The 26,402-nt window shown below is 32.9% G+C and carries 24 protein-coding genes and 1 pseudogene; 12 read left to right on the top strand and 13 right to left on the bottom strand.

Annotated elements, in window-relative coordinates:
* Window positions 1-68: 68 nt before the first annotated feature.
* Entirely contained in the window at window positions 69-1,445 is a 1,377-nt protein-coding gene (locus tag QZ659_RS11150; protein WP_291725895.1) for a cystathionine beta-synthase, read from the bottom strand.
* 427 nt (window positions 1,446-1,872) lie between these two features.
* Between QZ659_RS11150 and QZ659_RS11145 the strand changes: the two genes are divergently transcribed.
* From QZ659_RS11145 to QZ659_RS11110, 8 genes are all read left to right on the top strand, one after another.
* The gene (locus tag QZ659_RS11145) at window positions 1,873-3,291 is read left to right on the top strand and encodes an anthranilate synthase component I family protein (protein WP_291725894.1); all 1,419 of its coding nucleotides are present in this window, start codon (window positions 1,873-1,875) and stop codon (window positions 3,289-3,291) included.
* A gap of 142 nt (window positions 3,292-3,433) precedes the next feature.
* Window positions 3,434-4,048, top strand: a complete 615-nt coding sequence (locus QZ659_RS11140) for an anthranilate synthase component II (RefSeq protein WP_291725893.1) — start codon at window positions 3,434-3,436, stop codon at window positions 4,046-4,048.
* An 18-nt stretch (window positions 4,049-4,066) separates the two neighbouring features.
* Window positions 4,067-4,309: a hypothetical protein gene (locus tag QZ659_RS11135; RefSeq protein WP_291725892.1), complete on the top strand. Its 243-nt coding sequence runs from the start codon at window positions 4,067-4,069 to the stop codon at window positions 4,307-4,309.
* A gap of 155 nt (window positions 4,310-4,464) precedes the next feature.
* Complete coding sequence (locus QZ659_RS11130; RefSeq protein WP_291725891.1) at window positions 4,465-4,818, top strand: hypothetical protein; 354 nt, start codon at window positions 4,465-4,467, stop codon at window positions 4,816-4,818.
* Window positions 4,819-4,829: 11 nt separating this feature from the next.
* On the top strand, window positions 4,830-5,354 hold the full coding sequence (locus QZ659_RS11125; RefSeq protein ID WP_291725890.1) for a hypothetical protein: 525 nt from the start codon (window positions 4,830-4,832) through the stop codon (window positions 5,352-5,354).
* 43 nt (window positions 5,355-5,397) lie between these two features.
* Window positions 5,398-6,417, top strand: coding sequence for an anthranilate phosphoribosyltransferase (trpD, locus tag QZ659_RS11120; protein WP_291725889.1), 1,020 nt, complete (start codon window positions 5,398-5,400; stop codon window positions 6,415-6,417).
* Window positions 6,418-6,479: 62 nt separating this feature from the next.
* The gene (gene trpC / locus QZ659_RS11115; protein ID WP_291725888.1) at window positions 6,480-7,277 is read left to right on the top strand and encodes an indole-3-glycerol phosphate synthase TrpC; all 798 of its coding nucleotides are present in this window, start codon (window positions 6,480-6,482) and stop codon (window positions 7,275-7,277) included.
* A 110-nt stretch (window positions 7,278-7,387) separates the two neighbouring features.
* Window positions 7,388-9,316: a TonB-dependent receptor domain-containing protein gene (locus QZ659_RS11110; protein ID WP_291725887.1), complete on the top strand. Its 1,929-nt coding sequence runs from the start codon at window positions 7,388-7,390 to the stop codon at window positions 9,314-9,316.
* A 15-nt stretch (window positions 9,317-9,331) separates the two neighbouring features.
* Here the strand turns inward: QZ659_RS11110 and QZ659_RS11105 are convergent, their stop codons facing one another.
* Complete coding sequence (locus tag QZ659_RS11105; RefSeq protein ID WP_291725886.1) at window positions 9,332-9,865, bottom strand: DUF421 domain-containing protein; 534 nt, start codon at window positions 9,863-9,865, stop codon at window positions 9,332-9,334.
* 229 nt (window positions 9,866-10,094) lie between these two features.
* On the opposite strand from QZ659_RS11105, the gene QZ659_RS11100 reads away from it, so the two are divergent.
* Window positions 10,095-10,832, top strand: a complete 738-nt coding sequence (locus QZ659_RS11100) for a hypothetical protein (protein WP_291725885.1) — start codon at window positions 10,095-10,097, stop codon at window positions 10,830-10,832.
* A gap of 9 nt (window positions 10,833-10,841) precedes the next feature.
* Here the strand turns inward: QZ659_RS11100 and QZ659_RS20530 are convergent.
* The 3 genes and pseudogenes from QZ659_RS20530 to QZ659_RS11090 form a co-directional block, all read right to left on the bottom strand.
* Window positions 10,842-11,234, bottom strand: a pseudogene (locus QZ659_RS20530) (IS1 family transposase); the annotation flags it as partial.
* A gap of 53 nt (window positions 11,235-11,287) precedes the next feature.
* Window positions 11,288-11,551, bottom strand: coding sequence for a hypothetical protein (locus tag QZ659_RS11095; protein WP_291725884.1), 264 nt, complete (start codon window positions 11,549-11,551; stop codon window positions 11,288-11,290).
* 106 nt (window positions 11,552-11,657) lie between these two features.
* A complete protein-coding gene (locus QZ659_RS11090) occupies window positions 11,658-13,736 on the bottom strand; it encodes a tetratricopeptide repeat protein (protein WP_291725883.1) in 2,079 nt (692 codons plus the stop codon).
* Between the two features lie 112 nt (window positions 13,737-13,848).
* Here QZ659_RS11090 and QZ659_RS11085 point away from each other — a divergent pair, with 112 nt between their 5' ends.
* Entirely contained in the window at window positions 13,849-14,796 is a 948-nt protein-coding gene (locus tag QZ659_RS11085) for an archaemetzincin (protein ID WP_291725882.1), read from the top strand.
* A 211-nt stretch (window positions 14,797-15,007) separates the two neighbouring features.
* On the opposite strand, the gene QZ659_RS11080 is transcribed toward QZ659_RS11085, so the two are convergent.
* Window positions 15,008-16,585, bottom strand: coding sequence for a S8 family serine peptidase (locus QZ659_RS11080; protein ID WP_291725881.1), 1,578 nt, complete (start codon window positions 16,583-16,585; stop codon window positions 15,008-15,010).
* Window positions 16,586-16,766: 181 nt separating this feature from the next.
* Between QZ659_RS11080 and QZ659_RS11075 the strand changes: the two genes are divergently transcribed.
* Window positions 16,767-17,504, top strand: coding sequence for a hypothetical protein (locus QZ659_RS11075; protein WP_291725880.1), 738 nt, complete (start codon window positions 16,767-16,769; stop codon window positions 17,502-17,504).
* A 43-nt stretch (window positions 17,505-17,547) separates the two neighbouring features.
* Here QZ659_RS11075 and QZ659_RS11070 read toward each other — a convergent pair whose 3' ends face one another.
* Window positions 17,548-19,026, bottom strand: a complete 1,479-nt coding sequence (locus QZ659_RS11070; protein ID WP_291725879.1) for a DUF5723 family protein — start codon at window positions 19,024-19,026, stop codon at window positions 17,548-17,550.
* Between the two features lie 346 nt (window positions 19,027-19,372).
* Here QZ659_RS11070 and QZ659_RS11065 point away from each other — a divergent pair, with 346 nt between their 5' ends.
* Window positions 19,373-20,569, top strand: a complete 1,197-nt coding sequence (locus tag QZ659_RS11065; protein WP_291725878.1) for an anhydro-N-acetylmuramic acid kinase — start codon at window positions 19,373-19,375, stop codon at window positions 20,567-20,569.
* Here the strand turns inward: QZ659_RS11065 and QZ659_RS11060 are convergent.
* The 6 genes from QZ659_RS11060 to QZ659_RS11035 form a co-directional block, all read right to left on the bottom strand.
* Window positions 20,533-20,829 carry a hypothetical protein gene (locus tag QZ659_RS11060; RefSeq protein WP_291725877.1) on the bottom strand — a complete coding sequence of 99 codons (297 nt, stop codon included), beginning with the start codon at window positions 20,827-20,829 and terminating at the stop codon, window positions 20,533-20,535. The two genes, QZ659_RS11065 and QZ659_RS11060, sit on opposite strands and share 37 nt — an antisense overlap.
* Window positions 20,830-21,271: 442 nt before the next feature.
* Complete coding sequence (locus QZ659_RS11055) at window positions 21,272-22,333, bottom strand: PhoH family protein (protein WP_291725876.1); 1,062 nt, start codon at window positions 22,331-22,333, stop codon at window positions 21,272-21,274.
* A gap of 151 nt (window positions 22,334-22,484) precedes the next feature.
* The gene (locus QZ659_RS11050; protein ID WP_291725875.1) at window positions 22,485-23,084 is read right to left on the bottom strand and encodes a hypothetical protein; all 600 of its coding nucleotides are present in this window, start codon (window positions 23,082-23,084) and stop codon (window positions 22,485-22,487) included.
* Window positions 23,085-23,198: 114 nt separating this feature from the next.
* Complete coding sequence (locus tag QZ659_RS11045) at window positions 23,199-24,164, bottom strand: UDP-glucuronic acid decarboxylase family protein (RefSeq protein WP_291725874.1); 966 nt, start codon at window positions 24,162-24,164, stop codon at window positions 23,199-23,201.
* Between the two features lie 81 nt (window positions 24,165-24,245).
* Window positions 24,246-25,274 carry a hypothetical protein gene (locus tag QZ659_RS11040; protein ID WP_291725873.1) on the bottom strand — a complete coding sequence of 343 codons (1,029 nt, stop codon included), beginning with the start codon at window positions 25,272-25,274 and terminating at the stop codon, window positions 24,246-24,248.
* A gap of 27 nt (window positions 25,275-25,301) precedes the next feature.
* Window positions 25,302-26,228 (bottom strand): mevalonate kinase, encoded by a 927-nt coding sequence (locus QZ659_RS11035; RefSeq protein WP_291725872.1) that lies wholly within the window; start codon window positions 26,226-26,228, stop codon window positions 25,302-25,304.
* Window positions 26,229-26,402: the final 174 nt, after the last annotated feature.

The following is a 26,402-nucleotide window of genomic DNA, read 5'->3' as shown; positions in this document are numbered from 1 at the left end:
ATATTCACTATTAGTTAAAAGTTTACGATCAGGAAGGTTTTATTTTTATTATAAAACTGTAGTAGAATTTATTTAGCCAAAGCCATCAATAAATCTTGTTGTGTGATAATATGTACGTCTTGTTTTTCATCTCTTACCAAAAGTGCAGGGTTGTCTTTGTTGATAAGCGAAGAAAGAACATCGACAGTATTGTTCATCGCTACGAATGTAAACGGACTATCCATTACATCTTTCACAGGCATATCTTTTAGTGATGGGTTATCAATAAGTTTGGAAAGTGTTCTTGAATCGATAAGACTTCCAACGATATGTTCTTTTTTCTTATCACTGACAGGAAGTTGAGAAATTCCTTCTTTATTCATCATCTTAACAGCTTCTCCCACTTTCATATCTTCGTCGATAACTAAAAGTTTAGATTGTCCATTCTTGCTTTGGATAATATCTCCTGCTGTTGCAAATTCTCTTTCCAAGAATCCGTGGTCTTTCATCCAGTTATCGTTATAGATTTTACCCAAATAACGTGTTCCGTGGTCTGGTAAAATAATTACCATTACATCATCTTCTTTAAGATTTTCTTTTGCATATTCTAGTGCGCCAAACACAGCAGAACCACAAGACCAACCTACAAAAAGACCTTCTTCACGAGCCAATCTCCTTGTCATGATAGCACTGTCTTTGTCTGTAACTTTTACAAAGTGGTCTATCAAGTCCATATTGACGTTCTCTGGTAAAATATCTTCGCCAATTCCTTCTGTAAGATATGGATAAACCTCTTTCTCATCAAAAATCCCTGTTTCTTTTAGTTTTTTGAAGATAGAACCATACGAATCTACACCCACTGTAACAATATCAGGATTTTGTTCTTTCAAATATCTTGATGTACCACACATAGAACCACCTGTTCCTACACCTGCTACATAATGCGTAACCTTGCCTTCTGTATCTCTCCAAATTTCTGGCGCAGTAGTTTCATAATGTGCTTGCTGATTTGACTTATTGTCATACTGATTTGGATAGAATGAATTTTCTATCTCTTCATTTTTTCTTTTAGCTACTGAATAGTAAGAGCGTGGGTCTTCAGGAGAAACATTTGTCGGACACACAATAACTTCTGCTCCCAAAGCACGCAAAATGTCTATTTTTTCTTGTGATTGCTTATCAGAAACAGTAAAAATACATTTATAACCTTTTGCAATGGCAGTAAGGGCAAGTCCCATTCCTGTATTTCCAGATGTTCCTTCAATGACTGTACCCCCTGGTTTTAAGATACCTGCTTTTTCAGCATCTTCAATCATTTTCAAACCGATACGGTCTTTCATAGAATTCCCCGGATTGAGATATTCTACTTTTACTAAAATTGTTCCTTTAATTCCTTTGTTTACGCTGTTGAGTTTGACAAGTGGCGTATTTCCTACTGTGTCAATGATGTGGTCGTAATAACGCATAGTTATTTTTTTATTGATTTTGAGTGTTTTATCGTGCTTATTTCTGCTGAAAACTAGATATTACAAAGGTAGGAAAAAAAGAATAATTTTATAGTCAGTTGTCAGTGGAGTACTACTTCTTATTTCTTTTGTTTTTAAAATAAAATTATTTTTTCTTGCAAACTAGGAAAACACTTTGTAGATTTGCAATAGGTCAATCCAAAATGACTGCAAAAACAGAATGAAAAATACTTCTTTCCATATCGCCATTACATTACTTACTGCAAATGCTGCATTTGCTTGGTGGTGGAGCTATATCAAAGATATAGGCGATAAGTCGTGTACATTCTAAACTACATACAGAAAAATATCTTTGATTAATACATATTTAAAAAAGACTTATCGCCGAAAAGTGATAAGTCTTTTTTTTGTTTAAAAAATAAAACCTATGAATTTCAAATTAAAAACCTTTACACAAAAAATATTAGCTGATACGCTTACGCCTGTTGGAATTTATTTAAAATTGAGAGATAAATATCCAATGAGTTTTCTCTTAGAATCTTCTGACTACCACGGCAACCAAAATGCTTTTACTTATATCTGTTGTGAGCCGATAGCCAATTTTAAGGTAGAAAATGAAACCATTTATCAATCTTTTCCAGATGGCAGTCAAACAGAAAAAGCAATTGAAAATCCATCAGAGGTAATAGAAAGCCTAACAAAGTTTTCTAAGAGTTTCAAAGCAGAAAAAAATAAACTCAATTTCATTACAAACGGACTTTTCGGATATACTACTTACGATGCTGTCAAATATTTTGAAAAGGTAAGAGAGCCTCAATCACAAAAACTCAATATCCCACTTGTTCAGTATCACGTTTTTAAATATGTAATTGCCATCAATCACTTCAAAAATGAGCTTCATATTTTTGAACATCAACTAGAAAACACCAACGGAGAAGAAAACAGACCCACCTTTAAAAAAGTCTTAGACATTCTCCAAAATAAAAATGCTCCAACTTATTCTTTCAAAACAGAAGGAACAGAAACTTCAAATATGACAGATGAAGATTTCTTAGATAATGTTCATCACGGAATTTCGCACTGTAAACGTGGAGATGTATTTCAAATTGTTCTTTCAAGACGTTACAAACAAGATTTTGAAGGCGATGATTTTAATGTTTATCGTGCTTTGAGAAGTGTAAATCCCTCGCCTTATCTTTTCTATTTTGATTATGGAAGTTTCAAACTAATGGGTTCTTCGCCAGAAGCCCAACTTGTGGTTAAGAATAGAAAAGCTGTTATTCATCCGATTGCAGGAACATTCAAACGCACAGGCAACGATTCTGCTGATGCTGCTTTGGCTGTTCAGCTTCAAAATGACCCTAAAGAAAATGCTGAACATGTAATGCTTGTTGATTTGGCAAGAAATGATTTGAGCCGAAATGGAACAAATGTAAATGTCGATGTTTTTAGAGAAGTTCAGTATTTCTCACATGTCATTCATTTGGTTTCAGAAGTAAGTGGCGAGCTTTTACCAGAAGTTTCTCCTTTGCAGATTGCAGCCGACACATTCCCAGCAGGAACACTTTCAGGTTCTCCGAAGCCAAATGCTCTTTCTCTTATTCATACCTACGAACCCGAAAACAGAAGTTACTATGGTGGTGCGATTGGTTTTATTGGCTTTAATGGCGACTACAACCACGCTATTATGATACGTTCATTTTTAAGCAAAGAAAATTCGCTCTATTTTCAAGCAGGTGCAGGAATTGTAGAAGGTTCTGTGCCTGAAAACGAACTTGCCGAAGTAGGAAATAAATTGGCTGCGCTTAGAAAAGCTCTAAAATTAGCCGAAGAAATTGTTATTTGAATTACGCCCTTTAATTTGCTCTGAACACCCTTTACAAATATAAAACTTAATAATTTTGGTCAAAGGCAAGCCTTTTGAACTACTAAAAACAACCTTTTAGCTGTTGTCGGTGTCTCCACCGATGACCTAACCACCCAAAACTATGAAACAAATTGCTGTTATAGATAATTACGATTCATTCGTTTACAATTTAGTCCACTATCTACGTGAACTCACAAGTGAACTTTCATTAGACAAAGACAAGCAAGCGCAGGTTACTGTCTTTAGAAACGACGAAGTAACTTTAGAAGAATTAGAAAAATTTGACAAAATTTTACTCTCCCCTGGTGGTGGTATTCCATCAGAAGCTGGTAAATTGCTAGAAATTATTGAGCGTTTCGCACCTACGAAAGATATGCTTGGCGTTTGCTTAGGACATCAAGCCATTGGAGAAGCCTTTGGAGCAAAGCTAGAGAATCTTTCAAAAGTTTATCACGGAATTGCTACGCCTATCAAAATCTTGACAGAAGATAGCCTATTTGCAGGACTTCCAGCCAAAGTAAATGTAGGGCGTTATCATTCTTGGGTTATTCAGAAAGATAGCTTGCCAGCAGATTTTGAAGTAACTGCCGTAGATGAACAAGGCGAAATTATGGCGATTGCTCACAAAAAATACAGGCTCAAAGGCATTCAGTTTCACCCAGAATCTATCCTGACACCAGAAGGAAAACAAATGATTAAAAATTGGGTGGAGAGTGAAGCTATTGTGAAAGTTTAATTAAATCATAAAACAAATATGAAGGGAGAAAAAATATATTCTATTACTCTAGAATTATTTGAGAAATTCAAAGCTAGTGTTCCATATAGCTCAAATTTATATGAATTTATTAGTAAAAAAATGACTGATTCAGAATATAAGGAATTAGAAGAAAAGGATATTCTACTAAATGTATCAGAAGATTTTTCTTTGAATTTTAGCTTCAAATATCGTTTTTTGGTTGATAATGAAAGCAATGAAAGTACACAATTAAGTAGTTAGCTGGTATAATTTTGTTATTTTCAAAAGCTAGTGCAATTTTATAAAAAGTTGAATTTTAACTTTGTCAAGGGTCTTTTCGAAGAAAAAAACAGACCTTGACAATAGTTTTTATAAACTAAATTGTACTACTCAACTACTTAATAAAGTACATTCCTGTGCATAGAAAACCTCCATTAAAGTTACCCAATCATATTTATACTTTAGATAAATCAATTCAATTTCCTTTTTCTTCAAAATTAATAAAAAGCAATTATCCTTTTTCTTCTGTAAGAAAAAAATGTAAAAAACATGTTTGTTACAAAATTAAAGTAAAAGTCGATGAGAATGAATGGGGGTATGATGCAAATGTAGATAAGCATATTGAAATAGATACTTTAGGTAAATGGCTATTCGGTGTGCCCAATTGGAAAGGAAATATTCAAATACAAATGGATGATGAAGGGTATAATATATCATTTCCTTCAACTATTCCTTATGTAGAACAGATGCTTAGGGAAAGTTTACAGTAAAATACTTTTTTATGAAAGTTATTGAATTTGATGGACTTAAAATAAAAGAAGCGAATGCTTATATTCCTCCTTTTACTCTTTCAAGAGGCGAAATAGTAAATCTAGTTTTATTTGGAGGAAGTCATTATTTTAAAGCAGTTGAAAAGATAGTTGAAATTCTTGATGAAAATTTCAGTTATGCACAATTAGAAAAAGTATCTCATTCAATGACTGTTAAAAGTTATATTAAAAAGTACGTTCAATTAGATAAAAGCATAGTTACTTTTTTCATAGACTTCTCAAATAGAGATAAACTATGTGTTAAAAATTTAACTACTTATGAGAGAAGAGTTTTAGAAATATTGACAGCTTTTTCAAAATCAGATAAAATATTATTTCATTTAGTTGGAATAAGTCCAATAGAAGAAGAGAAAATAATTTCTACACTTCAACAAGTAGTAAAAAGTAATCACTATTCAGCTATTTTACTAAACAATTTTGAAAGCAATGAAAACAGGTTTGATAAAACAATTAAGTTAATAAAAACCAACACATAGCCATTACTCGTGTCTCACGAGTAATACAAACAAAACTAAAAAAATGAAAAACATACTAAATCACTTATACGAACATCACACCATCACAAGAGAAGAGGCAAAAAATCTCTTGTTACAGATGGCAAATGGAGAATATAATCAACTACAAATTGCGTCTTTTCTGACCGTTTTTAACATGCGAAGCATTACTGTCGATGAGCTTTTGGGATTTCGTGATGCTATGCTAGAAACGTGTTTGCGTATAGATTTATCAGCTTACGATGCGATAGATTTGTGTGGAACAGGTGGCGATGGCAAAAATACGTTTAATATTTCTACCATTACATCTTTTGTGTTGGCTGGTGCTGGAGTGAAGGTTGCCAAACACGGAAATTATGGTGTTTCTTCGCCTTGTGGTTCTTCCAATGTTTTGGAGCATTTGGGAATCACATTTACAACTGATGAATTTGTGTTGCAAAGGCAAATTGAGGAAGCAAATATTTGTTTCTTGCACGCTCCTTTATTTCACCCTGCTGCGAAGGCAGTTGCGCCTGTGCGTTTGCGTTTGGGTGTCAAGACATTTTTTAATATGCTTGGTCCGATGGTAAATCCTGCTTTTGTTAAAAGGCAAATGATTGGGGTTTTTAGTTTGGAGTTAGCTCGTTTGTATGCTTATTTGTATCAGAAACAAGAAGGCACACAGTTTTCAATTATTCATTCTTTGGCTGGTTATGATGAAATTTCACTCACTTCTCCCTTCAAAATGATTTCTAATAAAGGTGAGTTTATTGTGTCTCCAAAAGAGTTAGGAACAAAAACAGTAAAGGCAAAAGAGATTGAAGGAGGAAATACGATTGAAGAAGCTGCTAAAATATTTGTAAGTGTTTTGAAAAACGAAGCTACAGAAGCACAAATGGAAGTTGTCTTGACAAATGCTGCTATTGCCATTCAGACAGCTTTCAGAGGAACAAAAAAAGAAACTTCTTTTGAAGATGCCAAGGCACTCGCAAGAGAATCTATTGAAAGTGGAAAGGCGTATCAATCTTTAGAAAAACTATTAAAACTTTCTCCTCAACTGGTTTAGAATTACGAATTAAAATTACTACTTGTACGGTCAAGACATGTCTTGACCCTACCAATGAAGACATGTTAGAAAAAATCATCTTACAAAAACAAAAAGAAGTAGCAGCTTTCAAAAAAGAAATTTCTATCGAAAGCCTAAAAGAAAAACCATTTTTTGATAGGAAAACGATTTCTTTCAAAGAAGCTATTAAAAATGGTTCTGGAATTATTGCAGAATTCAAACGTAAATCTCCTTCTAAGGGTATCATAAACGATTCGGTTGATATAATAGAAATTACGCAAGGGTATGCTTCTGCTGGTGCGTCTGCACTTTCTGTCCTGACAGATACAGAGTTTTTTGCTGGACAGATTTCAGATTTAGAGATGGCTCGTTCCTACAATGAAATTCCTATTCTAAGGAAAGATTTTATGATAGATGAGTTTCAAATCTATCGTGCTAAGGCAAGTGGGGCAGACGTAATTTTACTCATTGCTGCTGTGCTTTCTCCCAAAAGGTGTTTAGAGCTTGCTAAAAAAGCCAACGAACTCGGTTTAGAGATTTTATTAGAAATTCACGATAGAGAAGAACTAGCACAAGTGAAAGAAATTGCTCATTTGGTAGATGCTGTAGGAGTGAATAATAGAAACCTAAAAACTTTTACAGTTGATATTGAGGAGTCTATGCGACTTTTTGATGAAATTCAAGTAATAAAAAGCCAGACAGAGAATGATTTTGTTCTCATTTCTGAAAGTGGACTTTCTGATGTCAAAACAGTTCTGAAACTAAAAGAAAAAGGATTTCAAGGTTTTTTGATGGGAGAATATTTTATGAAACATCAAGACCCAGCTAGAGCGTGTAGGGAGTTTATAGAAAAGTTGTAATTTTGCTAGTCCTCAACGACGGTCTTGACCTCGTTGACGGTTGAAACTGTATTGAACCGTCGTTGAGGCTCAAATGCAGCCGTCAACGAGGATTGTAAATTCGCTATTCTGTGTCAAAATTTATATTTCTCTTTCTTCTGTTTTTATCCATCTCTTTTCCTGTTTTCTCTCAAACAGAACAAGACTCTGTCGTTCAGCTAGAAGCTGTTGAGATTGAATCTAATTCTTTAGAAGAAAAAGCAGCAGGTTTTGAAGTACAAAAACTAGATTCTTTGGCTCTAGCAAGCTACCAAACTTCAGATTTGGGAAGGCTTTTATCTTTTAGAACACCAATTTTTTTGAAATTTTACAGTGTTTCTGGTTTGGCTTCTCCTTCATTTCGTGGTACAAGTGCAGGACATACGCAAGTTTTTTGGGAAGGCATACCCCTCAATTCACCAACACTAGGACAAGTAGATTTTTCTCTTTTTCCCATTGGTCTGTTAGACGAGGTAAATGTACACTACGGAGCAGCTAGTTTGCGTTATGGAGAAGGTGGTTTTGGAGGTGGAATTGCATTATCCCATACTCCTAAAAATACAGAAGATAAGTTTTCTTTGAATTGGATTCAATCGGTAGGTAGTTTCAAAACTTTCAAGCAGATTCTGTCAAGTTCATATTCTATTTCAGATGCTAAAAGGCTACATATAAAAGCAACGAGCCGACTATTTTATAAATCTGCTAAAAATAATTATCCATTCAATTTTGGTGGAGAAACGCTTAGGAGAAACCAAGCAGCCACAAAGCAAAAGGGAATTGTTCAAGAATTTTACTTTCTTCCTACCACGATTTCAAGACTTTCAAATCATCAGTTTTCTTTTCACTTTTGGGCGCAAGATGCAAATCGTGAACTCCCACCTCCAATAACAGTTCCCACAAATGAAGAAACGCAAGGTGATTTTTCTGTCCGTAATCTTTTGAGTTGGAAATACAAGAAGCGAAATCTTGAAATTAGTACGAAAGCAGGCTATTTGTATGATTTTTTAGAATATAGAAATGAAATTTCAGATATTATTTCCAAGACAAAAAATCAGTCGTATCATTTTCTTTCAGAACTCAAATATGCACCACATCAGAAAGTATTGCTACAAACAGGAATCCGACTAAGAGAAGATATTGCAGAAGTAGATGGTTATGAAAATGCTCAAACGCAAAGTCAACAAAGTATTTTTGCTTCGATAGAATATTCTCCTTTTGATTTTTTACAAACTACTTTTTTAGTTCGCCAAGTGGTTTTAGATAATGAATTTCAATCATTTTCACCTTCTGTGGGGATTAGTTTTGTTAAAAATAATTTGGAAGGCAAAGTGAATATTGCTCGCAATTTTCGTGCGCCTACGTTGAATGATAGATATTGGTTTCCAGTCGGAAATCCTAATTTAAGAAATGAGGAAGGTTGGAACGGAGAGTTTTCAGCAGCTTATCATCTTATTAATAACCAAAAAACCAAACTGTCTTTATCGTCGCTTTATTTTTGGGCAAAGATGCAAGACTGGATTTTGTGGTCTCCTGCTGTGGCTGGCTACTGGCGACCAGAGAATTTGCGTTCTGTTTTTTCAAGAGGAATTGAAAGCAATTTATTTTTTAAAAAATCTATACAACATTTCCATCTTGAAACTAATATTTCATATACTTATACTTATTCAGAAAATCTGAAACCAATTAGAGATTTAGACGAATCGGAAGGAAAACAACTGATTTATACACCTTTTCATCAGCAAAAAAGTTTTCTTTACGCAGCTTATAAAACCCAGTTTTTTAGAGTTGAACAGCAATTTGTAGGCAGACGTTTTACTACCACAACAAATACAGAATACTTGCCTTCTTATTTTTTAGTAAATGCTTCTTTAGGGAAAACAATTAATTACAAAAAGCTAAATTTTGTTTTAGAACTAAACTGCCAAAATATTTTTGATTTTCAATATCAGTCTATGGCTTTTTATCCGATGGTAGGGCGTAATTTTGAGTTTGTTTTCAGAACAAGATTTAACTCAAAATAAATAAAAAAGGTATCATTACTTGATTTCTGAATTATTTGTCTCAACACCTTTCATTGTTTGTGCTGTTTTGTCATTAACTTTTTTCATTATACTTATATCTCCAGTTGTTTCTAAAACAATAGCATCAATATCTTTCAAATTATCAATTCCTTGCTTTCTTGCAGTCAAATAAATCTCATCAAGGGTAATACGTTCTTTTTTCATAACTTTTTCATACAATTCTCCTTTGTAATGCAGTAAAATAGGCTTGCTAGTTATTAGATTTTTTACAAATTTGAAACGAACAGAAAGCCAAGTAATTATATATTGCATAACGATGAGTATAGCAAAACATGTAACTCCTTCTGAAATTGCGATTTTTTTATTGAGCGATGTGGAAGCAAGTATAGAACCAAGTGCTACTGTAACTATGAAATCAAAGGCATTCATTTTTGAGAGAGTTCTCTTTCCTGAAATGCGTAGTAAAAAAATAATAGCTAAATAAGCAAAAAAGGTCATAATACAAACCTTAGCTATATTTTCCCAACTTGTAAAAAAAATGTCCTTCATCAATTTATGTAGTTTTATAGATTAGAAAAAAGCTGGATGTCAATCTTTATTACTCTCAACTCAAATGCTAGGTTATTGTTAGTAGATACTTTATTGAAAATGTAAAATTATATGTCAATACTAAGTCTTATCATTGAGTTTGCAAACCCAATGTTATGAAAAAAAATACAATTTGATTTTTAGCAAATCATTGATAATCAGGTTTATAAAAAACGTAATAACCTTGACTATGAAAAATAAATATACAAACAGAAAACCCAAGTGTTATTATGAATTTCGTGAACTGGTCAGAAAAAGACTCTTGCATGGAAGAATTACAGAAGTATTTTATGTTTTGGATAAGAGAGAACATCATTTGAGGTATAATCCAGTTTCTAAATCTTATGATTCAATATATTCTTACAACTCTATCTCATATAAAGACGACTGGAAAATAAATGCAGAGGTAGAAAAACACGAAGTAAATCATAAAGTTTTATTTAGACTTTATGGAAGGGGAATAGTAGGGATTTTGGGAACGAGAAGGTATTTATCATATAATATGACAGAGATAGAAAAAGAAGTTCTAGACTGGGCTGGATTAGATATTTTAAAAAAATCGGAGCAGATTATTTTACCAAACTCAAAATCAATCAATGTTTCTGAAACGACACAATGGGAAGGTGTTTTACACCAAAAAATCATTCAAATAGATATATATTGGGTCGGTATTATTGATTCAGATGATACAGAATCTGGTTATCCAATGACTTTACAACTACTATTTGAAAACGGAAGAAAAATATGGATTTCCCTTATCAGAGAAGGAATTAATGAGTTTGTAGATGATTGGGGAACAGAATTTATGACTATTTATTTCTCTGAAAATGTACAGAAAGAAATTATTAAAAACTTTGATTCAGATACCTATACAGCAGAATATTATTCTTCATTAGCCGAGACGGCTATACATATTGATATTAGGTAGTGTTAATTTTTAACTGATTAGGCTTAAATTGTATTGATATGCCCATAGTTTAAAATGCAAATTTAACATATATTCCTTCTTGGAAAAAGACAATGTTCTTCTCACAAATCTGCTGAATCTTTGTCTAATTGTATTGTTTAATCTTTCTACGTGATTAGTCAATCCAGTGTCTTTTCCTACTTTCGTATGGGTTTGTTTAGGCAAACCATTATAGGATTTCCAAAAATCTGAAAAACTGGTTGTTCTCAGATAGGAGTAGGGAAGTTTACGCCATAAACGTTTACAACTTTCCATACTTCCATCTCCAATAAAAAAGGAAATAATTTGTTTTGTTTTTGCATTTTGAGCTATCCAAATGCGTATCTGATTGACTTTTACCAGTACAAAAGAAAATATTTCATCTGCTTCTACTACTACATCTTCCGTAACTTCTTGAACAGTAGTTTTAAAAGGAGCTAGTTCTTTGGCTTTTTTTTTAAATGATTATAGACACTAACGTGACTGATATTGAAAATACGCCCCGTAGAACGATAACTATTTCGTTCTTCATACGTACGAGCAACAGCTTCCATATCTACTGTTTTTTTCTTTTTTAAAACACGATATACTTTACAGTCCTTACAATGATAAGTAGGAGAACCACTTTTATTATGACCATTACGAACAATATTTGCGCTGCCACAATTAGAACAAGTATGAGTATCAACAGTTGTTATCATAAAAAAAATTATAGATTTGTAGAAAGAAAGAAACTAAAAAATAGTAGCAAATCTAAAGCCAGTATCAGTTAATTTTTAACACTACCTGATATTATCAGCTAAGTTTTTAAAACTCAAGACCAACTACCATAATATCATCTGTTTGCGGCTGATCACCTTTCCAGTTTTCTAATTTTTCAATAATTTCTATTTCTTGATCAGAAAGAGGAATATCATTAGCAATCAATTTTTCAAAGTTTTTTCTCATAAATTTTTTATTCTCTTTTCCTCCAAACTGGTCTTGAAGTCCATCAGAAGAAATAAAAATCTTTAATCCTTTTTGTATTTCTAAAGTAATATTTTCAAAGTTTTTTCTTCTATTCCTAAATTGATGCTCACCTATGGGTCTCCTAGTGGCTTTTATACAGTGTAGTTCTTGGTTGGGTAGTTTATAATATAGAGGAATTTTTGCACCTGCATAAACTAATTCTTTTTCATTTGTTTTTATTTGGATGATAGCCATATCCATTCCATCTTTTATTTGTGTTTGTTTTTGATGCAGAGATTTTTGCAATAAATTGTCTAATTTTTCTAGTATTTCGGCAGGAGCAAGTTTTCCATTTGATGAATTATGATGATTAAAAATATCATTGAGGAGAGAGTTGCAGAGAATAGTCATGAAAGCTCCTGCAACCCCATGTCCTGTACAGTCTGCTAAAGCTAGGTAGAATGTGTTTTCTTTTTGAGCAAACCAAAGGCAATCTCCACCTACAATGTCTTTAGGGCGATTGAATATAAAATAATTAGGAAAAATATTAAAAATGCTTGTTTCATTGACTTGAACAGCATCTTGAATATGTTTTGCATAGGTAATACTTTCTGTTACTTTTCGATTTGCTTTCGTAATTTCTTTATTTTTTTCTGATAAAAGTTGATTCGCCTGTTGTTTTCCTCTTATTCTTCTAAATGCTAAAATTATTACTATGATTGCTAAAAAGGCTACTCCTCCCAATAAATATGACTTTCCTTCTTCCCATTCAGCTTTCTGTTTTAAAAATCCAATTTGTTGTTCTTTTTTTCCTGCTTGAAAGCGAGCCTCTAATTCATTTATTTTTTCTAGCTTATTTTCTTCAAAAATGACTTCTTTTAGCTTAATATATTTTTGAAGCATCTCTAATGCTTCTGCAGTTTTGTTTATTTTCTGATAAAGTTCTGAAAGGTATTGGTAATTTTCTAGTTCTACAGACTTGTTTTTTGTCTCTATAGCAAGTTCTAAACTTTTCTCAAACAAAAGTTTTGCTTCTACATATTCTTTTTGCTTTAACCGAACTTGTCCCATATTGACAAGGGTGGCAGACATGCTATAAGTATTTTGAAGCTTTTCCTTTAAATGTAGAGCTTCTTCATAGTAATGATAAGCAGAGTCGTAATTAGAAAGGATAAAAAGTTCATAACCAATATTATTTAAGGTTAGTGCAATTCCTGTTTCAAAATCAATTTCTTTACAAAGTTGTAATGTTTTGCGATAAAACTTTAATGCTTTTTGAGGTTGATTTTGGTCAGAGTAAAGGATTCCTAAACTATTGGAAGTAGATGCTTCTCCACGTTTTATGCCTAATTCTTTGTATATTTCTAATGCACTATTATAATATCGTATTGCTTCTTCTTCATTCTCTAAATTTCTATGTACATCACCAACCATTTTATTAATACTGGCTAAGGTCTCTTTCTTGCCTTGTTTCTCTACATTTTGAAGTACCTCCATATATATTGTATAGGCTTTTTGGTAATCTCCTATATAGTGAAATATAGTTGCTAAAGATGTTTTCCAGTTGTCAGCTAATGTATCTAATGCAATTTCATTTGCATTCTTTTGAATGGACAAAGCATTTTCATATGCCTCTATTGCCTCAATAGAGTTTCCCTCATTATCTTTCAAAAATCCTAAAGCTGCATATATTTTAGCCTTCAAGATATGACTTGCTTTGTCTTCTAAGAGAGCCATATTGAGAAATCTTATTTTTTCTTCTGCTGAAATATCAGATTTTACAAAGTTTTTTAGCCATTCTATCTTTTCTTTTTTATCAATACCTTTATAGACGCTGGCTAAGCTATCAGCTTGTGAAGCTATTAAATTAGAAGAGAAGGAATATGAAAAAAGTAAAAAAAGTAAAACAGTATATATATTATTTTTTTTAAAGTGCATTTCCTTGTGGTGTAGTAGCTTTGTGTTTTTCTATTAAAGAAACATAGATTTCTATTTATTTCCAAATTCTAGATATAGAATGAACTATTTAAATTAATCAAATAGTAAAAATATGCCTAAGAGTATTTTATCCGTTTATTTTATCTTGTCAATTCTCATTTCCTGCACTCCTAAACCTAAGCCATTTCCAGAAGAAGGCTTTACCAACTTAGCCGATTCAATGGAGTTTGTATTAAAAAAATATCAGTTTTATATAGAAGAACCTAAGTTTGGCGAGTGGCTAGAGCGTAATAAAGAAAAAGGACAAACTTTTGATGAATATTGGAGTGGCAATATAGCACCCACACAACCCACAGCAGAAAGAAATAAAATTTATCTTCAGCTTTATGGAGACTTTGACAAAACACAGCTTCGTCTTATGGATTCAGTGCAGCGTTTTCTGTCTATTTTTTATCAGCTGCCGATAGAGAGATTAGAAAGTGTGGTTTTAGATTCTACCAAATTAGATGGAAATAATTGGAGAAACCACAAAAATAATGGTTTTCAAGTCAAGACGGGTTTTATATTGGATTCTTTGGAAAAAAATCTCCCTAAAGATGGTATTTTATTAGTTGGGTTTACAACAGAAGATTTATATCCTAGTGAAAAATGGAATTTTGTTTTTGGACAGGCTCGTCTTTATGACAGAGTGGGTGTTTGGTCTATGAAACGCTTTGGCGAAGTAGATGTAATAAATAAAGATACTGATGCTTTTGATTTGGCGTTAGAACGCACTTGCAAAACAGCCGTTCACGAAATAGGACATATTTTTTCTATTCGTCATTGCATTTTTTATCGTTGTGCGATGCAAGGAGCAAATAACCTAAAAGAACTAGACGGACACCCAGCCTATTTTTGTCCAGTATGTGATGCTAAAATAATTTCAAATTTAGAACTACCTCTTTCTAGGCGTTATGAAAACCTAGCTGCCTTTTGGAAAAACCAAAGACAGCTAGAAACAAGTAATTATTATAAAAAGTCAGCAATGCAATTAAAAAGACTAGAAGTAATGGACAATTAAGTAGTTGAGTAGTACAATTTAGTTTATAAAAACTATTGTCAAGGTCTGTTTTTTTCTTCGAAAAGATCCTTGACAAAGTTAAAATTCAACTTTTTATAAAATTGCACTAGCTTTTGAAAATAACAAAATTATACCAGCTAACTACTTAAAATGTTGATGTCAGTAAGATATTGTTTTGGATTTGTACCACTAATCATTTATCATTAAAAATTTATTTCCATTCAATTTCAAAACCACCAATACCTTCAATATAAACAGTGCTGAATTTTGTATTCTTAGGTTTTTTGATGGTAATTTTTAGGGCTTTTTTGTCATTTGCCTTGTCTGAATCTTGGTCTATGACGATACGATTATCTTCCTTGTGAAAAATGACATAGCGAGCATCTGCTGGTAAATCAAATTTAAAAGAAGTCCCTTTTTCTTCTACTTTTTTTATAGTTGGTTTTACTTCTTTACCTTCTAAAATTTCTATAGCCTTTGAGGCTTTTGGTATTCCATAACCTATAAAGTTATTTCCAAAAGGATAAAGACTTGCTGATTTTTCTATGGTTTCAAAGATTTCTTTGTTCGTTGCATTTGGTTTTTTCTCCCACAAACATGCTGCAAAACCAGTAATATTAGGCGCAGAAAACGATGTGCCTGTAAGAGAATAACAAGCAACATTTGGCTTTAAAAACTCTACAAAGTCAGCTCCTATACTGCTATAACCCATTTTTAACCCAGCTCCATTCGTTGCACCCACAGAAAGAGCAAACGGACTATCCCCTGGTGTAGAAACAATTTTCCAATCGTCCCAGCCTTCATTTCCTGCCGACACTACTATCAAAATTCCTTTTTCATTGAAAGCTGTATTGACAGCCTTACTCACAACACTTGTTTTCCCATCCATCTGAGCAGTTTCATAGTTTTCTTTCTTATCATCAAAACCAACAGAATAGCCAAGTGAAGTATTTATTAGCTTTACTCCTGCACTATCCATCCATTCCATAGCAGCCACCCAATAATCTTCTTCTGAACGTGTTTCTGTTACGCCGTGGTCTGTTCTGGCTAAGTAAAATTTAGCTTCCGAAGCAGCTCCTACTTGTTTAGCATATTTTTCATGTCCTCCTATCATTTCCAAAACTGTTTTTCCGTGAGAATCGTCAGAAGTTTCTTTTTCTCTGAAAAGGTCTTTCTGTTTTGGGTTTACAAAATCACGCATTCCTAAAATACGACTTGAATCCAAATGTTTCAAATAAGGACTTTTATCACTACCATAAAACCCAGCATCAATCACACCGATAGTAATTCCTTTTCCTGTTAGTTTTTGTTCTTCAAATACAGGCAATTCTAGCTGCTGCATTGCCCTGCCCATTTCTTTTTTTTGTTGTTTGGAATAAGATGTAATTTGCCATTTTGTAGTGAGAGGTTCTAAGTGGGTTACGAATGGAAGATTTTGAACTCTTTTTACTTCTTCATCATTGAGGTAGATAGAAACAGCATTGAGCCATTTTGACTTGATGAGTACTTTTTCTGTTACTGTATTTTCTATATTTGAAATAAATTTTTTATTTATTGAAATATCACTATACTGCCACAACGGAAGGTTTTGTAATGTTCTGTTTTTGATAGTTTGTTCTGAAATAGCAGTTGTGTAGTCGTGATGAGTAGTGTCTTTTTCAGATAAGAAAACCCAGTATTTGGTTTTGCCAAAATAATCAAGATGCTGTGAGAAAGCAGATTCAGAAAGGATACATTGTAAAAAAATGATACAAAATGCAGCCAAAAAAGGATAGTTACGTATATTCATAGAGAGATGTAATTAAAGTTGTTTTGAAAAATACAGAATTATAGAGAAAATAGAGAACGAAAATGCTTTTTTATAAAAAAACACTTACATCTTGAAAACAATAGAGAGCATAAAAATAGTAGTGTAAATTTATCACTAATCATTTATAACTTATCATTAACTCTTCATAATTTGTTCCAAAATGCGTTTTAGGTCAGTCAATTCATATAAGATTAGCGATACAGAACACCAACACTTTTTGTTAGAAAACAGAAATGACCCTGTTACAGGCGATAGTTTTTTGGAAGGTGATGAGGTAGTATTTTGTAGTGTCTGCAAATCTGCTTTTTTAAAAGACTCTTGGCAATATATGGGAAACAGACATTGCGACCAACGTTTTACGTTGCCTGTTTTTCCTAAAGCTAAAAAACTGACTCTTCAAAAACCTATTGAATTGCCTTTTGTTTTTGCTGATACTGACCACAGAAGCTCTGCATTTTTTATAGATTTATTTATTGTTACCTGTCTTCTAATATTTAGCCTAACCTTATCTACCAAGTTATCTATAAAACTGGGAGGTGAACTATATTTTATAGGTGTTTTTCTACTTTTTACATTTAGAGATAGCCTTCTGATAAATCGAAGCATTGGTAAGGCTTATAAAGGACTTTATTTCATTGATACAGCAACAAATCTTCCTGCTAGTTTTTGGCAAACACTAGGTAGAAATATTCTTTATTGGGTTATGAATGGGATATTTTTGCTAGTAGCCGTTATTTTATTAAAAATAAGAGAAGACTTTATTGATGCAGATATATTTATGTATCTATCAATAGTGGTGGCAGTGATTGTGAATGTTTTTTATGTCAATCAGAATTTGGAAAAGAATTACTCTTGGTTTGATAAACTACTAGGAATACGATTGGTAAAGAAAAAGTAGGAGTTTGAATAGCTCTTACTTTTTTGAACAGATAAGAAAAATCTTAGAACTTAAACCTAAGAAAACCGAGTGCAAAAGAAAGATTGTTACCCCCATTTTCTAAGTCGCCAATAAAAGAAGAAATATCTTGAGTACTAAACCCAGCCTCATAGTGTCCTCTGCGTGCGTTGTAAGTAATACCAATAGGAATATTGATATTAAAATCTTGATTGCCTCCTGTACTGATTCCAGATGAAAGTGTAAGAAGTTTGTTGAGCTTTAAATCGCCTCCAATAGCATATAAATTACTAGCCAAACTACCAGGGGCATCTATATTTAGTGGTACTAAAATATCAAAACCTAAGTGAGCTGTTTTGAAAAACTCATAGCTTGCTCCAAAACGAGCCATAGCTGGCAGTTCGTCGTCAAACTTTTCACTGCCTTCCCAAGATAGAGCAGAGCCCTCTCCTCCAAGTTGAAATGTTTCAGGTGAATAGGTAACAAAGTTGTAATTATCAAAACCAGTTCCTTGAATTTGATTCAAAACTCCTTCATTATTCAGATTATATACATTTCCTGTCCACGTCATTTTTCCGTAGTTAATAAGAGCTGCTCCTAAGTACAAATTTCTCTTGATTACAACATTCAATCCGACATCAATCCCATAACCGTTACCAATAGGTTTTGGAAAAGCAAAGCGAGAAAATCCTTTTTTAGGCTCATATCCTACATTAGTAGAGCTAGGAATATCAAAACCTTCTACTGGAAAAGAAGGAGAAAGAGCTATTGTTTCTCCTACAAACTCATTGTTTTGAGCTTCTAAATCTATAAGTGTGATTCCACTAATATATCTTGCTCCAAGACCTGCAAACACTTGAACATTGTAGCTATCAAATATTTTGGCGCCATAGGCTACATTGTATTCTCTTGTCCAAAGCATTTGAATCGTAGAATTATTCATCACTTCTCCATACTTGACAGAATCTGGGCGAAATCCGAAGACAACTTGGTCTCTTTGGGTTGGGGTTACAGAAGAATTATTGTCTATAACTTCTCCATTAGAAAGCAAAAGCGAACTAAAAAAAGGAGCATTTTGTCCTAAAAAGAGAATTTGGCTAAGTGTAGGGTTTGTTTTACTGTAAAAATCTAGTTTATCACGAATACTGAAAGCTAGTCCCCCATATTTTTCAGAACTTAGATGAAGTCCAAAAAGTGTAGCATTAATAGTAGTAGAAATAGGATTTGTTGCTAAATCTGCAGCAGCTTGTTCTTTTTGAGCATAAGAGAGTTGATAATTGTTTCCTCCATTAAATGTTTTGGGAAAGTAACTTCTTAAAATTTGTTCAAAGGTTACATTCTCTGTGTAGAACCCAATATTACCCTCTAAAAAACCAATAGTTACATAAGGGTCTCTAAAACTCTTACGAATAGCTAGGTTAGCAGGATTTACACCGATAGCTTGATAATCTGTTGAAAAAGTAGTAGCCACACCTCCTCTACCTGTTACGGCATAAGACGTCAGTTCTTGTCCAAAGGCAGCCATAGAAAACATCAACAAAAAGAAAGTTACAGAAAAAGCGAATACTTTTCTGTAGTAGTTAGTTTTAAAACAGGAGTAAAGTTGTAGGAGGTAGATGGATTGCATTTATTTTTTTGTTAGTCTTTAGCTGATATGGATGTTACTTGCAGCATTAGCTACTCTGTTTTATAAATATTCAAATAAAAATATAGAGAAAATATTGTAGTAAAAAAGAATACAGTCTTATTTTTAGAATTAGTACCAAAAATTACTTAGTTTCTGCCAAACAAACAACTTTATTGAGCTTTTAATTATCTATTTTTGAAACGAATATAAATTTACGACTATTGAATAGACTTATTCCTATTTTATGAAAAAAAGTTATTATAGTATCGGTATTATGTCAGGTACTTCATTAGACGGGCTAGATATTGCACTTTGTAAGTTTGAAAACGATAGAGAAAAGCAAAACAAGACTTCATTGTGGAAATATGAAATTATCAATACGCAATTTGTGGAATACAAACCATTTTGGAAAGAAAAACTACAAAACGCACATTTTTTATCAGCCCTAGAACTAAAAAAGTTAGAAACTGAATGGACAGATTTTGTGGCTGAAAATGTAAATAATTTTGTTTTGCAAAGTAAAGAGTTTAATTTCTCTAATTTAGATTGTATTTCCTCTCACGGACACACTATTTTTCATCAGCCTGCCCAAAATAAAGGAGAATTAGGTTTTACTTTACAAGTAGGAAATGGTGCAATGTTGGCAGCCAAAACAGGCTGTCAAGTGGTTTGTGATTTTCGCCAAACCGATGTTGCTTTAGGGGGGCAGGGTGCGCCACTTGTTCCGATAGGCGACGAGTTGTTGTTTGCTGATTATGATTTTTGCTTGAATTTGGGAGGAATAGCAAATATTTCATTTAACACATTCCATCAAAATAAAACTTCTCGTATTGCCTTTGATATTTGTCCGTGTAATATGGTATTGAATTTTCTTTCTAACCAGCTGGGTTTTGCGTATGATAAAGGGGGAAAGTTAGCAAAACAGGGTAAAATAGATAAAAAATTACTTCAAAAATTGAATCATCTGACTTTTTATAGTGAAAGCTATCCTAAGTCTTTGGGAAGAGAATGGGTAGAACAAAATATTTTTCCTTTACTACATCTACCTCAAAATATAGAAACTGTGGAGAGCCAACAAAAAATAAAAGATTTCTTACACACACTAACCTATCACTCTGCTTTTCAGATAGCAGAAAGTATCAAAAAGACAGAAGGAGGTTTAGAAAAATCTATCAGAAAGAAAAGGAAAGTCTTGGTTACAGGAGGAGGAGCATACAATGATGTATTAATTCATTATCTGAAGGAATTGTCTCCACAAGTAGAAATTTTGAAGGGAAACTCTACATTAATTGCCTATAAAGAGGCTCTAATTTTTGCTTTTTTGGGTGTTTTGAGACTTAGAAAACAAACCAATACACTTGCAACAGTTACAGGAGCAGTAAAAGATAGCTGTGGAGGAACAATTTATTTAGCTGAACCTATGACGTTTTCATCTTCTTGAGCAACAGATTGAGAAACTGTTTGAACTGAGTAGTTGTATTGTGGTGCTTCTTCTACATTTATAATAGCATTTTCAGTAGTATTTTCTTTTGTCTGTCGTTCTTTTATTTTGATAGTCAATGCAAAAATAAATAGTGGTAAGATAATAAGTGCAGAAACTTGGAGAGTTGTAAGTTTGAACTTTTTCTTGACAGTAGATACTAATGTAGAATTACCCATTATGTTTTTTGCTAAAAATGCCTTATCTGTGAATAACTTCAATATTTTAAAAAAATATGTAGTACAAGTGTTATTCTAAAGAACAATAATTAAAAAAATATATTTGTGTTGTATGTTGTTAGTGCAAATGTAGTGCTTATTTTTGATAAAAAAAATTACATTGTGTTTTTTAGGATGTTTTTTCGTTAAATTTCACTTCTAAACTGATAAAAACTATTATTTATCCTACTATTCTAACGTGAAATTGGGATTAAAACAAGGTTTTTATTTGTTTAAAACAGATGACATAGTTTTTGGTCTGCTCTAACGAGACTGACCTAACTTTATTAAGGTCAGACTGATAGGTCAGTACCGATATACAAAAAACACACTATCATGTATTGATAATCAATAAATATAATCCCAAGTTCACGTTATTCTAACACAAAAAAAGCCCATATTGGGCTTTTTAATTAAATGTACGTGTTATAGTTTACCTAAACAATTACTCTTTTTCTTTGTCTTTATCAAAAGCATTTTCTCTACCATCTCGTTTTTTTGCTCTGCTTTCTCTACTTTCTTTAATGATAGCTTCTCTTCTTTGTTCTGCTTTTTCGGCTAATTGGTCTTCTAAAGATTCGTAAGCTGAGATAATATGACGAACAAGTTTATGACGAACCACATCTTTTCCAGAAAGCTCTACAATAGAAATTCCCTCAATATCTCTAAGAATCTTAACAGTTTGGGCAAGTCCAGAAGAAACGTTTCTTGGTAAATCTACCTGCGACATATCACCAGTGATTATCATTTTTGAATCTAATCCTAAGCGAGTGAGAAACATTTTAAGTTGCATTGTTGTCGTGTTTTGTGCCTCATCTAAAAGAACAAAAGCATTGGAGAGCGTTCGCCCACGCATATAGGCAATCGGTGCAATTTCAATGACATTTGTATCTTGATAAAATTTGAGCTTTTCAGGCGCAATCATATCAGCCAAAGCATCATAAATCGGACGCAAATAAGGGTCAATTTTTTCTTTCATATCACCAGGAAGAAAACCCAAACTTTCTCCAGCTTCCACAGCAGGGCGAGTGATGATTATTTTTTTGACCTGTTTATTTTTCAAGGCACGAACAGCCAAAGCAACAGCAATATAGGTTTTTCCTGTTCCTGCTGGACCGAGTGCAAAAACGACATCATTGTTTGTTGCTGCCGTTACAAGTTCTCTCTGATTAGGAGTTTTTGCTTTGATAGGTGTGCCCTGTACGCCATAGACTAAGTTTTCATCTTTTTGGCGTGCTTGCGAAATCATATCAGCATCTTGCTCAATATAACTTCTGACATCTTCTACTGAAACCAAACCGTATCGATTGTAGTGTTCTAAGAGAAGATTAATAATTTCGTTGATGTGTAAGAGTTCGGGACGATTACCTTGTATGCGAAGTTCGTTTCCACGAGCCACTATCTTACTATTGGGAAAAGAGAGTGAAATTTCTTTGATATTTCTGTTTTCGACACCCAAAAAATCCACTAACGAAATATCCTTTAAAGGTATTATTTTTTCTACCAAATTGAATAAATTTAGATTTTAGAATAATAAGTTCAGAAGAGAAAAAATAAAATAATTGAATCTGAACCTAAATAAATTTTGAATTACAGTATAAGCACAACTCAAATATAAGTTATTTAGTTCTAAATTAATATAAACTTAGGTATAAATATTACTCATCATACACCCCTACTGTCATGGGAGTAGTAACTACTTCGTTACTCACATTCAAATTTCTATCAGCAATACTTATTTTATATCTCAAAACATCGTCTTTCTGGATAGGTGAAAAACTGGTGGTAAAAAGTGTAAGCGAATACCTCAAATCTCCTTCTAGGGCAGTTTCTTTTTCTAATGTGTTCAGCACTGGAAAGCGTGAATCAAGATTGAAGTTTTCAGAAGCAAAAGTTACAGGACGAAACTCTCCATCTTCTTCTAAGCGTTCTACTTGTGCAAAAAAATTATTTCTAAAACGATTGACTGTGCCATCTGGGTTTCTTTCTGAAAAAGGAGGCAGCGTATCAGTAGAAGTGAGTCCTAAATCTCCATCACCATCTTGAAAAAACAATGTAATAACTACTGAATCTACATTGGTTCTTGCTTGACTAGGCAAGTTTTGAAGACTTACAAATTCTATTTGTGGTGTATCTGGATATTCTGGTTCGGCAAAACAGCCTGTGAGAAAAAATAATGTTAGAAATAAAATAGAATTAAGAGCTAGATTGACTTGACTAGAAACTGAAATTCGAAAGTTGAAATTTGACTTACTCATATATAATTGACTGTAAAGTTGTAGCTAAAAAAAATGATTCTTTCATCGTAAATATACGACGAAAGAATCAAAACTGATGTTGCACTAGAAATGTTAGATAGCCATATTTATAGATTATGCCTTAACAGCTTTATCAGTAGCTTTTTTATCTAAAATCTCTTTAAAAAATTTGTATGTTCGCTTTAATCCTTCTGCTCTATCAACTTTTGGAGACCAGCCCAAAATTTCTTTTGCCTTCGTTATGTCTGGGCAGCGTTGTTTTGGGTCGTCTTGTGGCAAGTCGTGATAGACAACTTTTTGAGATGTTCCTGTGAGTTTGATAATCTCTTCTGCAAAGTCAGAAATAGAAATCTCACTAGGGTTGCCTATGTTCATTGGTAAATGATAATCACTCAAAAGAAGTCTATAAATTCCTTCTACCAAATCATCTACATAGCAAAACGAACGAGTTTGAGAACCGTCTCCAAATACAGACAAATCTTCTCCTTCAATTGCTTGACGCATAAATGTAGGCAAAACACGTCCATCATCTAGGCGCATACGAGGGCCGTAGGTATTGAAGATACGAATCATACGAGTTTCCACACCGTGTGCATTGTGGTATGCCATTGTGATAGATTCCAAAAAGCGTTTGGCTTCATCATACACGCCACGAGGACCAACAGAGTTTACATTTCCCCAATATTCTTCTTTTTGAGGGTGCACTTCTGGGTCGCCATAAATTTCAGAAGTAGAAGCTACCAAAATTCTAGCTTTTTTTGCTTTGGCAAGTCCTAAAAGATTGTGTGTTCCCAATGCCCCTACTTTAAGAGTTTGGATAGGCATTTTGAGATAATCAATAGGAGAGGCAGGAGAAGCAAAGTGTAGAATATAGTCTAAATCATCAGGCACATGCACAAACGTAGTAATGTCATGATGATAGAATTTGAAGTTAGGTAGTTCAAAAAGATGTTCAATATTTTTGATATTTCCCGTCAAGAGGTTATCCATTCCGATAACATAATAACCTTCTGCAATAAAACGGTCGCAGAGATGAGAACCTAAGAAGCCAGCTGCACCTGCAATAAGTATTTTTTTCATTCGTAAAAGTAAAGTCTGTTTTGAAAAACGATGATAGACAAATTTACGGAAAATCTAGGGAAGTTTCTTATTTTTAGTATTCTATTCCTGTTCTTTTTCTTCATCAGAATGAGGTGGTAACTCCCTTTTTTCTGATTTTACAGGTAGTTCTTTGGGCTTATCAGATTCGGCTATTAATTGTCTATTTGTCTTTGGTTTATTAGCTGATTTATTTATTAATTCATTCGTGATTGTCCCACTTTCTATTGATTTTCCTACTTCTTCTACAATTTTACTACTAAGTTGTTCTATTTCTTTTTTCTTGAATAAGCCACTATTATTCATATCTTTCACAATATCCAGTCTATCTCTTAGTTGTTGAATTTCTAGTTTATCTATTTCACTCATTTTTTTAGCCTTATGCAAATCTCTATTTATACAATGATTCCAAACTGTACTAAAGGCATTAGCGATATATTTTACAACATTTACTTTATCTAACTGACTAGCTATTATTTCTATCCATACTTGTGCATCGCTTCCACTATCAAGTAATAAAATTTTAGGTTTCTCAACAGTTACAGTTGGGTAAATTCTAATGACAATTTCAATAATTGAATCTATTAAATCCTTTATCAAGTTTATTCTCAAACTTAGCTCATCTAACGTCAGGTTTTCATCTTTTACTAATTGTAGCATCAGGATATTATTATTTTCCGCTTTTTGCTCATCTATTTTATCTTCATCATTAAAAATATCTTTTTGAGGTAGCAGATACTCATCAGTTATCGCTAGTAACAACGCTAAAGTTTTATGTAAAGCTAGAAAGCTGCTTGTTATGTTAGAATTTAAAAAAGTATACAACCCATCATTTATATGACGAACCTTACTAATTAATTCAACGAAAATATCTGTTGTATATATTTCGTGAATTTCAGTTTCCATCAAAATTTCTTTTTCTCTTTCTGAAAGGTGGTCATAACCTGTTTTTGATTCTAATAAAAGAGCCATTAATGTTTCGTATGATACAGTATTTTCGCTACTATCATAGCTCAAAGAATCAATAATTTCAATTGTTTGAAGATTATCGACGATGTTATTAATTATTTCTCTTAGCTTTGTTCTTTGCATATTCTTATTTTTTCATTTTGTTAAAAACTAAATCTCATAAACCACCCTTACTTGATACTGAGAAAAATGATGTTTTACCTTATCAAAATCTTTTGTAAAGCCTAAAATAAAACCTCCACCTCCTGCGCCACAGAGTTTTAAATAATAATCATCAGTTTGTAAGCCGTATTTCCACAAAGGACGGTAGAGCGACGGAATCATAGGCTGGAAGTTTTTGTATTGAAAATGAGATAAATCACTTAGGTTTTTAAACATAGCTTCCAAATCATTTGCTAAGAATGTTTCTATACATGCATTGTTTAGTGGTATAAATTGATTTTGGCAGGCATTTGCAAAGTCTTGATTTTTACACTTTTCTAAGAAAAGATTTACTAAAGGCTCTGTTCGGCGTGGTCTGCCTGTATTGAGTAAAAATACAGCTCCTTTATTTGTAGTTTCATTCGTTTCGAAGTCTGGAATCTGAGTTACTTCAATATGCTGTTTACTCTTTATGAGCAAAGGCATATTCAGATAACAAATCAGAGGGTCAAAGCCAGAACTAGAGCCATGAAAATGACTTTCCATTCTAGCAAAAACCTTTTTTAAATCGCTAATTTCTTCTCTTGTCGGAACGCCATTCGCAATGCGTAGCTTTTTACGTGCATAACGCTGGTACATTGCAGCCGTAAGCGACCCCGAACTTCCTACTCCAAAACCTTGTGGAATAGTAGATTCGAAAAATAAACCCTGTTCTAAATCAAAATCTAAAGAAGTAAAGTCAAATTCTATGGGAAAGTCTTCTTCTTTTGAGAGTTTTTTGAGATAATCTCCAAATGTTCTGAGTTCCTTATTGGATTGAATAATCTTTGAAGAAACTTGTGTTACATTTTTAAAAACTAGCCTTCCTTGAAATAAATCATAAGGAAGAGCAAGTCCCATCGCTTCGTGAATAATACCATATTCACCGAAAAGCAAAATTTTTGAATTAAAAAAAGGAGATTTCACTGTAAATAATTTAAGAATTACGAATTGCAGATTTTTTTATACTAAAAAATATTTCAACTACACAATAACAAAAGGCAAGGTTCAGTTTCGTACTGATTACTGATTACTGATTACTGATTACTGATTACTGATTACTGATTACTG

The organism is Bernardetia sp. (assembly GCF_020630935.1).
Lineage (GTDB): Bacteria > Bacteroidota > Bacteroidia > Cytophagales > Bernardetiaceae > Bernardetia.
Note: the sequence above shows the minus strand (reverse complement) of the source record. Positions and strands in the feature narration are given on the sequence as shown.